The following is a 13,051-nucleotide window of genomic DNA, read 5'->3' as shown; positions in this document are numbered from 1 at the left end:
TTTACTATAAATATACTACACTTTTATAGAATATTCAATATATTCGTTTAATTTATTACTATAAAACTGAGCTTTTTCCATGTTTTTTAACAAAAGTTCTAAATTAATAAGCTTATTTAGAGCATAAATACTATTTTTTTCAGTATTATTTTTTTCTGATAATGACATAAGATCTAAATACACCTTCTCTAACTTGTCATAATTCTTTTTAATTAAGTATATTTTCTCTAACTGCTTTAATCCCGTAAGCCAATACTCATAATCATTATACTTTTTACATATAATAATTCCTTCATTAATACCCTCTATAGCTTTATCAAGCAAATTTACATCAATATATAAACTACTTTTATCTATTAAGGTATGAGAAAGCCCTTCTTTATCATATATCAATCTAGCTTGATAAGATTTATCAAAATAGAATTCACTTTCATCATAATTTTTTTGCTCTAATTTTATAGAGGCCATATTATTATATATCAAACCTAAAAATTTAAAATTTTCGAGATTTTGATTATTTCTTATATCATTTATTAATTCATCATAAATTATAAAACTTTTATCATATTGTTTCTTTACTTCATAACAGTTTGCTTCCATTACTTTTACTTTTAAATAAAGAATGTTTTCTTTTATTTTATCTAATTTTTTATTACATTTTTGGATTACTTTTAATGTTTCATCAACTTTTCCAAGGTTATCATAAGTTAAAGCAAGATTAAATAAAACTCTATTACATATTTTATAATCATTAATTATATTACAAATTATTAAGGAATTACTAAAGTATAAAACAGCTTCTTCATATTGAGTAAGCTTTAATTTACATACTCCCATATTGTTAAATATAATAGGTTTTTCTTCTATTAGGTTGTTTGTATTTAAAATTTCCATAGCTTGGCTGTGTATTATAAATGATTGTGTATAATCTTGGTCTGTGAAAAATATTTTACCCATTCTTTTCAAAATTCTAAACTTAGCATAGGGTAAATCATATTTTTCTGCCATATCTAAAAGTTTTTCGCATTCTTCTTTTGTAGCTTTGTTTTCTACTTGTTGAAGGCAGTACTTCTGGACATCTTGTTTTATATCCCTATATATATACTCTTCATCTAGGTTTAGGACTATGCCTTTTTCTTCCGCTTTGGATAGTATGTTTTTCATTATGCTTATAGCATTTTGCTTGCTGAAGTTTCTTTTATCTTTTTCCACCATGCTAATAAATTCTCTGGTAATATTTTCATCTGCCAGATCCTTTTGTCTTAGGTTAAGTTGTATTCTTAATCTTTTTAGTTTTTCTCCTTGAGTTAGGAATTCCACTTCAGCCCCTCCTTGCAAAAGGATATTATATATTTACTATATTTTCTATATATTGATTTAACATATCATTGTATTCATAAGCTGCACCATAGTTTTTAAGTTTAATCTCCAAACTTATAAGTTTATTTAATGAATACATTATATTTTTTTCTATATTATTTTTCTTAGATATATCTAAAATCTCTAGATATAAGCTTCTCAATTTTTCTGTATTGTTATCTTTTTTATAAGCTCTTTCTAACTTCATCAGCGCTATTATCCAATACTCGTAGTCATTGTACTCCCTGCAAAGCTCTATACCTTGAGAGATAGCGGTATAAAATTTTTCTAAGTCCAAAGTTTCATAATAAAGCTCTGCCCTATCGATAATCACATGAGCTAAAAGCCACTTATCATGGGTATTTCTATTATCATAAGCCTTGTCAAAGTAAATACTACTTTTACTATAATTTTTCTGCTTTAAAAATAATGAAGCTATATTGTTATATACATTGCCTAACAAAGTTTTATCCATATTATCCTCTTCTTCTAAAAGAGAATTATATATTTCTATACACTTACTTATAGTGCCTTTTTCTTCATAGCAATTGGCTTCTAATATTCTAAGCTTTATATACAATTGTATTTCAGAATGCTTGTTCAATCTATCATAGCATTTGTTTATAGCGGCAATAGCTTCATCTACTTTATATATGCTTAAGTAAGCTAAAGCAAGATTATATAATACTTTAATATATATATCATATTTTTTTAACATTTTGCTAAGCATAAGACAGCTATTAAAATAAACTATAGCCTCATCATATTGAAGGCACTTAAGTTTATTTATTCCCATGTTATTAAACAAAAATACTTTTTCTTCCTTCATGTTATTTTCATTTAATATATCCATGGCAATAGTATAATGTACAAAAGATTCCTCAAACTGCTGATTAATAAGAAAGGTATCTCCTATCCTCTTATAAAGTTTATAATGACCGTAAGGAATACTAAATTTGTCAGTGATGCGAAGAAGCTGGAAACATTCTTCTTGTGATGCATTATTATCCACTGCTTGTACACAAATTTTTTCCGCCTCTTCTTTGGGGTTACAATAATCTTCTATTAGCTTCTGTAACTCTTTAACTTCTGTTAATGACTTCATTTCACCACCTCCAAATTTCTATAATTTTACTTATTACATATATTATACGTATTAATTTTTAGTTAATAAAGAGGTTTGTTGTATTTTTTTACAATTTATATATAATTTAAAAATTATTTAACCAAACTTTTATAATAAATATTAAAAACTTCTTCTTTTTTTACATCTTCTGGATGATTTTTAAGCTTGGCTTTATTGCTTACCATAGATTCAGTATATTCTTTTATTTCCTCTTCACTAATATTAACTTTCACCTTAAGCAAATTATCCAAAATGTCTCCCAATTCATCTATAGATTTTAAATTTAGCATATCTATAATATTATTTACCTTGGTCTTATCTTTAAATATCTTGAAATATTCCCTATATAATACGCAATTAGCCTTTCCATGAGGCACTCCTTTAAAATAAGTAAGAGGATATCCCATACCGTGAGGAAGTGAAGTTCCTACTTGAGCAATGGCCATGCCTCCCAGAGTAGAAACCCAAAGTAGTTTTTCTCTTATTTCGTAATTTATATTCTCATTAATTAAAGCCTTAAGGCACTGAGCAAACAATCTTATACCTCTTTCTGCATAGGTATCGCTTAAAAGATTGGCATTAGTATTTAAATATGCTTCTGCTAGATGTGAGAAAGCATCTACTGCAGTGCTTACTGTAACGTCATAAGGCATATTTTCCATATATTTTGCATCTAAAAAGGCTATATCTGCAAATACGCTTTGACCTAAGTTCTTCTTAGTCTTAGCTGCGTTATCTGTTACTATAGAATACTGCGTTACCTCTGTACCTGTCCCTGCAGTGGTGGAAACAGCTATTAATGGAATACTCTTTAATGGTGGTGCAGTTAAAACGCTATAAGCATCATATTCATGATTATTTATTAAAATTCCAATAGCTTTGGCTGCATCTATAGGGGATCCTCCCCCTATGCCTATAATAAAACTAACCCCTTCTCTTTTACCTATATCTGCTGCTTTTTCCACGGTTTCTAAGGATGGATTTTCTTCTACTTCATCAAAAATTACATATTCTATTTTACAATACTCTAAGGCTTTTATTACATCATCTAAAGAACCGTTTTTCTTAGATGAACCCTTTCCAGTGATAATAAAGGCTTTTCCACTATATCTTTTAAAAAGTTCTTTTTTGTTCAATATTATGTCTCTTCCAAAATATAGCTCTGTAGGCATCTTGTAATTAAAATCTTTCATGAGTATCCCTCCGTACATGCTTTTACATTAATTATAACATTAAAAGATGTTTTAAAAAATTATTCCTAAATCTTATTAAAATATAGCAAATTCTCATGTAAACCTTTATATAGTAAAGTTTCCATGAAAATTTAAGAAATTTAATGTTGAATATATATGAATAAAAATATACAATATAGGTATAGTTTATTTTTTAACAATATCATCGGTTTTTCAAGGTACTTGTGCAAAGTTTCCTTGTTAAATGGATGCTAATTTAATAGTAACCTACTCTTATTGCAAGGATATGCTCTAAGCAAAAGGAAACGGCATGGACATCTAGACTTTAAGTCTGGAGATTTTTAGCGTGCATTTTAACCTTCTGCTTTGGCGGAAGGTTTTTATTTTAGGAGGAATTAAATTTTGGAAACAAGAGTTGGAGTAGTGGCCATAGTAATTGAAAATATTAGCTATGCCCCTAAGGTAAATGAAATATTACATGAATATTCTTCTATAGTGGTTGGAAGAATGGGAATTCCTTATAAAGAAAAAGGCGTTTCTGTGATTTCTATCATAGTAGATGGAACTACCGATGAAATAAGCGCCCTTACAGGCAAGCTTGGAAAAATACCCACTGTTAATGTAAAATCAGCAATTACTAAAAAATAGGAGTATTTATATGAATAAAATTAAAGAACTAATAGATAAGATATGTGTAGGATATGATGCTGACTTAGAAGAATTGGAGAGCTTAATAGCTTTAGAAAGATCAGAAGTTACCTACCTATTTGAAGCTTCGGATAAGGCGAGGATGCAGTATTGCGGCAATGAAGTGCAAGTAAGGGCTATTATTGAATTTTCCAATTACTGCAGGTGTCTATGCGCTTACTGCGGATTGAATGCAGAAAATAAAACCGTAGCAAGATATAGAATGAGCGTGGAAGAGATAGTAGAAAATGCTAAGGAAGCTATAGAAGCTGGTTATAGAACTTTAGTGCTGCAATCTGGTGAAGATCAATGGTATACCAGGGAAATGATATGTACCATAGTAAAAGAAATTAAAAAAATTGATGATGTAGCTATAACCCTAAGCATGGGCGAAAGAAGTTACGAAGATTATAAAGCCTTTAAGGAAGTTGGTGCAGATAGATATCTTATTAAGCATGAAACCGCTGATGAGGAACTTTACAATAGTCTTCATCCCCATTCCAGCTTTAAAAATAGAGTTCAATGTCTTAAATTGCTAAAAGAATTAGGGTTTCAAACAGGAAGCGGTTTTATGATAGGTATTCCTGGACAAACTTATAGAACCATAGCTAAGGATATAATGCTTCTAAAAGAAATAGGTGTGCACATGGCAGGCATAGGACCCTTTATTCCTCATCCTCTTACCCCTTTAAAGGATGCCTCTACAGGAAGTACCTTTAACACCTTAAAAGCTGTAGCAGTGGCAAGACTAGTACTTAAAGATGCCATGTTACCTGCTACCACCTCCTTAGGAGTAGTGGATTCTAAAAGTAAGAATTTAGTTTTTTCCACTGGAGCCAATGTGATAATGCAAAAGGTGGAGCCCTATAAATATAGGAGGCTTTATGATATTTACCCAAAACCCCTGGGCCATGAGCTTACCATAAAAGAGGAAAGGAAAAAGCTTGATGACTTTATATTAAGCTGTGGAAGAGAAATAGGTGCAAGCCGTGGAGATCACGGTAAGTTATTAGGTCAATTTTAAAATATTAATATTTTATATATTTAATTTACATCAAATTACTGATTATATAAGGAGATGCTAAAAATGATAAGAGAATACAAAGCGGAAGAGTTTATAGTAGATGAAGAAATTAGAATATCCATGGAAGAAGGAGAAAAGCTAAGCCAAGACAAGGATTATATACTTTCTCTTTTAAATAAAGCACTTACACTAAAAGGACTTACTCATAGAGAAGCAGCAACTCTTCTATATGTGGAAGACCAGGATATTTTAGAAGAAATGTACAAGGCTGCTTCCCTTATAAAGGAAAAAATCTACGGTAAAAGAATCGTTATATTTGCTCCTTTATATGTAAGCAATTATTGTGTAAATAACTGTTTATACTGCGGTTATAAAAACTCAAACTGTGAGCTTTCTAGAAAAAGATTAACCATGGAAGAAATAAAAGAAGAAGTTAAAGTACTAGAATCTATGGGCCATAAAAGACTGGTATTAGAACTTGGAGAAGACCCTGTAAATGCTCCAATAGATTATGTTTTACAATGTATAGATACTATTTATTCCATTAAGTTTGATAATGGAAGCATAAGAAGAATTAACATAAATATTGCTGCTACCACCGTGGAAAACTATAAAAAGCTTAAAGATGCTGGCATAGGAACTTACATTTTATTCCAAGAGACCTACCACAAAGAAACTTACGAAAGACTTCATCCACAAGGTCCTAAACATAGCTATGACTACCACACCACAGCCATGCATAGAGCTAGAGCCGGAGAAATAGATGACGTAGGTATGGGTATTCTTTACGGCTTATATGACCATAGATATGATACCATAGCAATGCTTATGCACGCAGAACACTTAGATAAGGAAACAGGAGTAGGCCCTCACACCTTATCAGTTCCAAGATTAAAACCTGCAGAAAATGTTAGCCTTAAGAATTATCCCCATTTAGTAGATGATAAGAACTTTAAAAAGATAGTGGCTATTTTAAGATTAGCAGTGCCTTATACAGGAATAATCTTATCCACTAGAGAAGAAACTAAATTCCGTGAAGAAGTTATGGCAGTGGGAGTTTCTCAGATAAGCGCAGGTTCTTGTACTGGAGTAGGGGGATATTCTAGCTCTGTAACTAAGGATCCTAAGGAAAAGCCTCAATTTGAAGTAGGCGATCACAGATCTCCTATGGAAATCATAAGGAGCTTATGTAATTCTGGATATATTCCAAGCTACTGTACTGCCTGCTATAGGGAAGGAAGAACTGGGGAAAGGTTTATGGCCCTTGCCAAATCAGGTCAAATTCATAATGTTTGTCAACCTAATGCCCTATTAACCTTAAAGGAATACTTAGAGGATTATGCAGACGAAGAAACTATAAAGGCAGGCGAAAAAATTATAGAAGCCGGCCTTAATGAAATACCTAATGACGCAGCTAGAAAAGCTTGCCAGGATAAGCTTGAAAGAATAGCAAAGGGTGAAAGAGACTTAAGATTTTAATATATATGTTAAAATGTGTGCTTAGCTTAACTGCGGCTTCAATTGATAATAACCTTAAGATTTAATATAGATATAAAAATTTACTGCTGTGATGCAATTAATACTTAATAAAGCCTTTAGCCTTTATAAGATACTTAAACTATACTAGAAAGGAATTTTAATATGATTGATACTCCTAAAGCAAATAGACTTCATATAGCTGTGTTCGGAAAAAGAAATGCTGGTAAATCAAGCCTAGTAAATGCACTCACCAATCAATCATTATCTTTAGTTTCAGATACCCCTGGAACCACTACAGACCCTGTGGGCAAAGCCATGGAGCTCTTGCCTTTGGGTCCTGTAATGATAATAGATACCGCAGGGCTAGACGATGAGGGCTCCCTAGGTGAACTTAGAGTAAAGAAGACTAAAGAAGTCATGGATAAAACGGATTTAGCTCTATTGGTGTTTACCTCAGAAAATATGGATTATACCTTAGAAAAACAATGGTTTAATGAGCTTAAAGAAAGAAATATACCCATTGTTGGGGTTTTAAACAAAATAGATTTACAAGAGGTCTCTTTAGACAAATTGTCTAAAGAATTCCCTATGCCCTTTGTAAAGGTCAGCGCTAAGGATAAGAAAAATATAGGAGACCTTAAAGATTATATAGCAAAATACTCCCCTACGGACTTTGAACTTCCAACCATAGTAGGAGATATATTAAAACCTAAAGCTAGGGTAGTGCTTGTAGCTCCTCAGGATCTGCAAGCACCTAAGGGAAGGCTTATACTCCCTCAGGTGCAGGTTATAAGAGATATTTTAGATAATGGTGCCATGGCTCTTACAGTAAAAGATACTGAGCTGGAAGATCTATTATTCAGCCTTAAAGAAAAACCAGATCTTATAATTACAGACTCTCAGATCTTTAAAAAGGTAAATGCCCTGGTACCAGAGGATGTACCCCTAACCTCTTTCTCCATACTTATGGCTAGATATAAAGGCAGTCTAGAAATGTTTATTAAAGGTGCTAAAGCCATAGATACCCTTAAAGAAGGAGACAAGGTCCTCATAGCAGAAGCCTGCACCCACCATGCCCTAAAAGGTGACATCGCTAGGGAAAAGCTTCCTACTTGGCTTCAGGAAAAAACAGACTGTCATCTTGATATTCAAGTTAATTCAGGTATAGATTTCCCTGAAGATTTAGAGACCTACAAACTCATAGTGCACTGCGGCTCCTGCATGTTTAACAGAAAACAGCTTATGTCCAGACTTATAAAAGCCGAAAGTCTAGGTGTGCCTATAACCAACTTCGGCATAGCCATAGCCCACATAAACGGCATACTTCCCAGGGTAACCTCCATGTTCCCTGGAATTTAGAAATAAAAGGAATCGCCCCTGGGGTGCTCCCATTTTATGGGAGCACCCCAGGGGCGATTCCTTTTTATGGTATATGAATTTTTTTGCTGCTCTCATCATATAATTAACAGAGTAATTTTTAGGAGGACTTTTATGTATTGTAGAAATTGTGGTGAGCAGGTAGATCCTAATGCTAAGGTGTGTGTGAAATGCGGCTCAGAAACTTTAAAAGGAAAATATTACTGTAATAATTGCGGGCAAGCTACTGATGAAAATGCTTCCATATGTTCTAAGTGTGGCATAGCCTTAAAAAATGTTGGGAGCAGATCTAAAATGGTGGCAGGATTACTGGGACTATTTTTAGGGAGCCTTGGAGTACACAGATTTTATTTAGGGTATATAGGTATAGGAATACTTCAAATTGTGGTTACTATAGTAACCTGTGGTATAGGTTCTCTTTGGGGCTTTATAGAAGGAATTTTAATATTGGTGGGTAATTTTGATAAAGATTTCGATGGTAACAACTTGGCAGATTAATAAACCTAAAATTAAAAAATCAATTTTATATTTTAGAATAATAAGAATCTTACTTTATATAATTACCATTATTGCACTTATAGTTATTCCTCTAGAATTTATCCAAGAGAGAAGCTTTTGTCTCTTTTACAATGTCTTTTCTATAAAATGTCCAGGTTGTGGATTAACTAGGGCATTCTTTAACATGGTGCATCTTAATATAACTGCTGCAATAAATTATAATAAATTAATTATTTTTATGTTCCCTACCATCTGTTTTATTGCTTTTTATGATAGTTATTGGACCTTATCACGAAAAAATCAATTAAATTTTATAGAAAAAATTATTTTTCAACCTACTTACCCATAGGAAAGTACAAAAACACATGGAAATATTTCAGTCTTTAATAAGAGGCAGCTATAATATGTATATTTAGTTAGATTAAATTTCAAGAGTTCATCACAGAAAATCTATAATATACATAGGCCATAGCTGTTTATTTTTTATTAATAAAATGTAAAATAATTTCTATAGCTATAATATCCTCTCAATGAAATGATATATTGAAATTAGAAGTATAAATTCCAATAATTTATATTTAATTTTAACAATAGAGCGGAGATGATTTCATGAACAAAGTAAAACTAATTTATAATCCCAAGTCCGGAAATGAAAAATCTTCTGAAAACTTAGACAAAATAATTTCAATCCATCAATCTCACGGACTTATCATAGATCCCTTTAGATTACAAGAAGATGCAAACATTAAAGATGCTTTAATAACCATAAAGGAAGAATATAAGTATGTTTTGATTATGGGTGGAGATGGAACCTTAAATTCCGTGGTAAATGAATTGAAAAAGAATAACATAGATATTCCAGTAGCGGTGATTCCAGCAGGCACTGCCAACGATTTTGCAAATTATATTGGAATGCCTGAAGATATTGAAAAGGCCTGCTTACAGATAATAAATAGTAGTGTTAAATACATGGATTTAGGTCAAATTAACGATTCTTACTTTACAAACTTAGTGAGCACTGGCTTTTTCGCCAATCCCTATAAAGCTGCAGAAGATGATAGCAAAGCTAAAGTAGGAAGAATGGCTTATATGTTTAATGGAATTACACAAATAAAAAACATACAATATTACAACTTTAATATTAAATCCAAAGAATTCAGTTATGATGGAGATTTATATGGTGTTATAGTACTTAATGGAAAGACTATAGCCAATGTAGAGCTGGCACCAGATGCTTCTGCTGCTGACGGATATTTAGATGTACTTATAATAAAAGATAAGGTTTTAGAAAGCAAATTTCAAAACCTAATTACCCTAATCACAGAGGGTAAATTTGAAAAACTTGAAGGCATAGAGCACTTTACTACTTCTAGATTATACATAGAATGTAAGGAGCAACCCCTAAGCGATATAGATGGTGAAAGAGGGCCAAAGCTTCCTGTGGAAATAAGATGTATACCAGGAGCCCTTAGAGTACTGGGAGTTAATAAAAATTTTTAATAAGGGCTATTAACAACTTGTCTGGCATGCTATATTTAGTAAAAAGAACTTTATAATCAAAACTTAATATATATATTTTGACATTAGGAGGATTTTTTATGGAAGATCTAATAATCAAGGACTTTTGGAAACTGCATCCAAATCTTTTAGAGAGAATTGAGTCTCAAAATTTTATTAATGATGATGATGCACTCAAAAGGGAAGCTGACCTGGCAAGGCATAATAGAGAAGTAGTAGAGTTAGATAGCTTAATGCAAGGTCTTGAATTTATAGTTATAAACACAGAAATAAATAAGCTTTCAGATGCTGTAGACGAGTTTTTACTTTATACAGGCTATGACATCAAAGAAAGCTTTGAGAATGACTTTAATCAGGTAGTGGTATTAAGCTGTGCCAATTCACCAGATGTACTTTTAACTACAAGAAAACAGGGTGACAATCCTTTTTACAAACTTAATCTTCATCCAAAATCAGAGCATTTACCAAACACTAGAATAGAGGCTTTCTTTTATAAAACTCAAGATATTACCAAATATCATTCTATTCAGCTAAGTAGAAATGTAACCTTTTCCACAAAAAATATATTAAGTAAAGATAATTATGAAATGATTCAGACCATCCCTTCCTGCTTTACTGGGATATCCTATGGAGCGGTGCAATGGACTGGCGAGAGAATATACAAATCTTCCACAGACAGAGAGTTTACCTTAAATATAAAGAAGCCCTCTTATGCTTACATTAAGAATATAAAAAATATAGATCATGCTGCCACAAGACTTCCAGCTAAATATAGAGATGCAGCAATAATCGAATTTATGGAGCTTACCAATTATAATTTTGAATTTGCTATATATGTGGAAAGCCTAAACTCTATAACCAATGTAGCGAGATTGTCCGCTAAAGACTTTGCTATGGTGTTTACCTCTGGAATCACTTCTGGAGATGATATGAGTAAAGCAGGTCCCACAGAAAAATTTGTTTATAACTATGGTGCTAGAGTACATCACCTAGCTTTTATTACAGAGGATATAGAATATACCTTTGAAGAGCTTAAGGCAAAGGGAGAAAGATTCTTAATAGATTTAGTAGGTTCAGAGGAAGAAGGCTTAAAACAAACCTTTACCTACCCTTCTCCTAACACCTTAGTGGTAAATGAATATATATTAAGATATGGAGATTTTGATGGCTTTTTCACTAAGAGTAATGTTTCTAACCTGACCCTTGCCACTGATAAACAGTAAGAAAAAGGTAATAAGTAAGAGGTAAAAAGTAAAAGTTAAGGGGTATGGATAAAATTCATGGAGTTTTTTAGAATTAATTTATAAGATTTAATAATAGAAACAAAAAAAGGTACAAACTGAAGAACTTATCCATGAGCCGTTAAGCTATAGGATAAATTAAGCTGCCTAGGCAACTTCTAGGCAGCTTTTTATGTTAAAAACCTTAGCAATAAAATCTTATATTAATATTTATTACTTTAAAAGTGAAACTCTAAATCTCTCTATATGCATAGCCATATAAGATATTTCGTCTTCTTCTACATGTACTTCAAGACGTCCTTCCACTATTTTAGCCACTTCTTTTGCTATAGCATAGGATATCTTATATCTTTTCTTTATCACATCTATAAGGTCGTTGGTTATTCTAACATTAGTCATTATTCTTTCCATGGTAAATCTAAGATGAGTTAGAAATCTTGCATAGTCTAAGGATGATTTATCAATTTTTATGTTTAAAGCCCCTTCCACATACTTTATTACTTCACTGGCTATAATGCTATATTTAATGGTATTTGAAAGCTTACCGTTATTTCTAGCTGAATGAATATGAAGGGCAATAAATCCCGCTTCTCCTTCTGGTATCTTAAGTTTCATTTTCTTTTCAATCTTATTACATACTATTTCCGCTAACTTATATTCTACTTTATATAGAGTTTGTATTTCTACTAGAAAGGGATTTACTATCTCTTCATTATTTTGTAATCTTTTCACTGCAAATTGCAAGTGATCTATAAGTCCAATATGAATATTTTCACTTAACTCCTCACCCATCTCGTCAGATAAGAAATAAATTATTTCTTCACAAAATGCCATAAACTCATCATCTACAGTATTAATTAAATTTTTAAAATTCCTTATGTTATCTTCATTTTCTATGGAAAAAATTTTATCTACGTTTGTACCCTTGTTAATTATATCCCCATGCTTTTTATTAAATCCTATACCTCTGCTAAAAAGAATTTTTTCTTTTCCGTTGCTCTTAACTAAAACAATATTATTATTAAAGGATTTGTTTACTATACAATTATTATTTAATGTGACCATATTACTCCCTCCCTTCAATCAAGCGATTATAATGGAAAAATATAATACCTCTTACTTTTTATTCTACACAATATTGATATAAAATAAAAGCTACACACTTTTATTGTGCGTAGCTTTATTTTGTCAATTCAATATTTTACAATTAAAAAGACTTCAGATTACTCTGAAGTCTTTGGTGGCTCACCGGGGAATCGAACCCCGGACACCATGATTAAAAGTCATGTGCTCTACCGACTGAGCTAGTGAACCACATTAACCCGGCGACGTCCTACTCTCCCACACAGTCTCCCGTGCAGTACCATCGGCCCTATAAAGCTTAACCTTCGTGTTCGGAATGGGAACGGGTGTTACCTTTATGGCATAATCACCAGATATGGCTTGAAAGAACATTGTTCTTTCAAAACTGTATATAGAACTTTGTAAAGAAAGATTTATTGGTCAAGCCCTCGACCTATTAGTATCAGTCAGCTGAACATGTTGCCAT

General features: G+C 31.9%; 12 protein-coding genes, 1 tRNA gene and 1 rRNA gene. 8 read left to right on the top strand and 6 right to left on the bottom strand.

What is annotated here, in order from left to right; all coding sequences use genetic code 11:
* Positions 1-15: 15 nt before the first annotated feature.
* From BUA82_RS18320 to BUA82_RS18310, 3 genes are all read right to left on the bottom strand, one after another.
* Positions 16-1,320: a helix-turn-helix domain-containing protein gene (locus BUA82_RS18320; RefSeq protein WP_073011939.1), complete on the bottom strand. Its 1,305-nt coding sequence runs from the start codon at positions 1,318-1,320 to the stop codon at positions 16-18.
* A gap of 25 nt (positions 1,321-1,345) precedes the next feature.
* Positions 1,346-2,464, bottom strand: coding sequence for a tetratricopeptide repeat protein (locus BUA82_RS18315; protein WP_073011936.1), 1,119 nt, complete (start codon positions 2,462-2,464; stop codon positions 1,346-1,348).
* A gap of 113 nt (positions 2,465-2,577) precedes the next feature.
* On the bottom strand, positions 2,578-3,678 hold the full coding sequence (locus BUA82_RS18310) for an iron-containing alcohol dehydrogenase family protein (RefSeq protein ID WP_073011934.1): 1,101 nt from the start codon (positions 3,676-3,678) through the stop codon (positions 2,578-2,580).
* A 402-nt stretch (positions 3,679-4,080) separates the two neighbouring features.
* Here BUA82_RS18310 and BUA82_RS18305 point away from each other — a divergent pair, with 402 nt between their 5' ends.
* The 8 genes from BUA82_RS18305 to BUA82_RS18270 all read left to right on the top strand — a co-directional run bounded on the left by BUA82_RS18305 (position 4,081) and on the right by BUA82_RS18270 (position 11,484).
* Positions 4,081-4,326 carry a TM1266 family iron-only hydrogenase system putative regulator gene (locus BUA82_RS18305; RefSeq protein WP_073011929.1) on the top strand — a complete coding sequence of 82 codons (246 nt, stop codon included), beginning with the start codon at positions 4,081-4,083 and terminating at the stop codon, positions 4,324-4,326.
* A 10-nt stretch (positions 4,327-4,336) separates the two neighbouring features.
* The gene (gene hydE, locus BUA82_RS18300) at positions 4,337-5,389 is read left to right on the top strand and encodes a [FeFe] hydrogenase H-cluster radical SAM maturase HydE (protein ID WP_073011926.1); all 1,053 of its coding nucleotides are present in this window, start codon (positions 4,337-4,339) and stop codon (positions 5,387-5,389) included.
* 54 nt (positions 5,390-5,443) lie between these two features.
* The gene (hydG, locus tag BUA82_RS18295) at positions 5,444-6,868 is read left to right on the top strand and encodes a [FeFe] hydrogenase H-cluster radical SAM maturase HydG (RefSeq protein ID WP_073011924.1); all 1,425 of its coding nucleotides are present in this window, start codon (positions 5,444-5,446) and stop codon (positions 6,866-6,868) included.
* 162 nt (positions 6,869-7,030) lie between these two features.
* A complete protein-coding gene (gene hydF / locus BUA82_RS18290; protein ID WP_073011921.1) occupies positions 7,031-8,227 on the top strand; it encodes a [FeFe] hydrogenase H-cluster maturation GTPase HydF in 1,197 nt (398 codons plus the stop codon).
* Positions 8,228-8,359: 132 nt separating this feature from the next.
* Entirely contained in the window at positions 8,360-8,743 is a 384-nt protein-coding gene (locus BUA82_RS18285) for a TM2 domain-containing protein (protein ID WP_073011918.1), read from the top strand.
* On the top strand, positions 8,706-9,092 hold the full coding sequence (locus BUA82_RS18280) for a DUF2752 domain-containing protein (RefSeq protein ID WP_143148662.1): 387 nt from the start codon (positions 8,706-8,708) through the stop codon (positions 9,090-9,092). Before BUA82_RS18285 ends, BUA82_RS18280 begins: the two co-directional genes overlap by 38 nt.
* 260 nt (positions 9,093-9,352) lie before the next feature.
* Complete coding sequence (locus BUA82_RS18275) at positions 9,353-10,243, top strand: YegS/Rv2252/BmrU family lipid kinase (RefSeq protein WP_073011912.1); 891 nt, start codon at positions 9,353-9,355, stop codon at positions 10,241-10,243.
* Positions 10,244-10,341: 98 nt separating this feature from the next.
* Positions 10,342-11,484, top strand: coding sequence for a hypothetical protein (locus BUA82_RS18270; protein ID WP_083600021.1), 1,143 nt, complete (start codon positions 10,342-10,344; stop codon positions 11,482-11,484).
* A 231-nt stretch (positions 11,485-11,715) separates the two neighbouring features.
* Here BUA82_RS18270 and glcT read toward each other — a convergent pair whose 3' ends face one another.
* The 3 genes from glcT to rrf all read right to left on the bottom strand — a co-directional run bounded on the left by glcT (position 11,716) and on the right by rrf (position 12,939).
* Positions 11,716-12,567 carry a glucose PTS transporter transcription antiterminator GlcT gene (glcT, locus tag BUA82_RS18265; RefSeq protein ID WP_073011909.1) on the bottom strand — a complete coding sequence of 284 codons (852 nt, stop codon included), beginning with the start codon at positions 12,565-12,567 and terminating at the stop codon, positions 11,716-11,718.
* 173 nt (positions 12,568-12,740) lie between these two features.
* Positions 12,741-12,816, bottom strand: a tRNA-Lys gene (locus BUA82_RS18260).
* 6 nt (positions 12,817-12,822) lie between these two features.
* Positions 12,823-12,939, bottom strand: a 5S ribosomal RNA gene (rrf, locus tag BUA82_RS18255).
* Positions 12,940-13,051 lie beyond the last annotated feature (112 nt).

The organism is Clostridium amylolyticum (assembly GCF_900142075.1).
GTDB classification, from domain to species: Bacteria; Bacillota; Clostridia; order Clostridiales; family Clostridiaceae; genus Clostridium_AA; species Clostridium_AA amylolyticum.
This window is presented reverse-complemented; position numbering and strand designations above follow the sequence as displayed.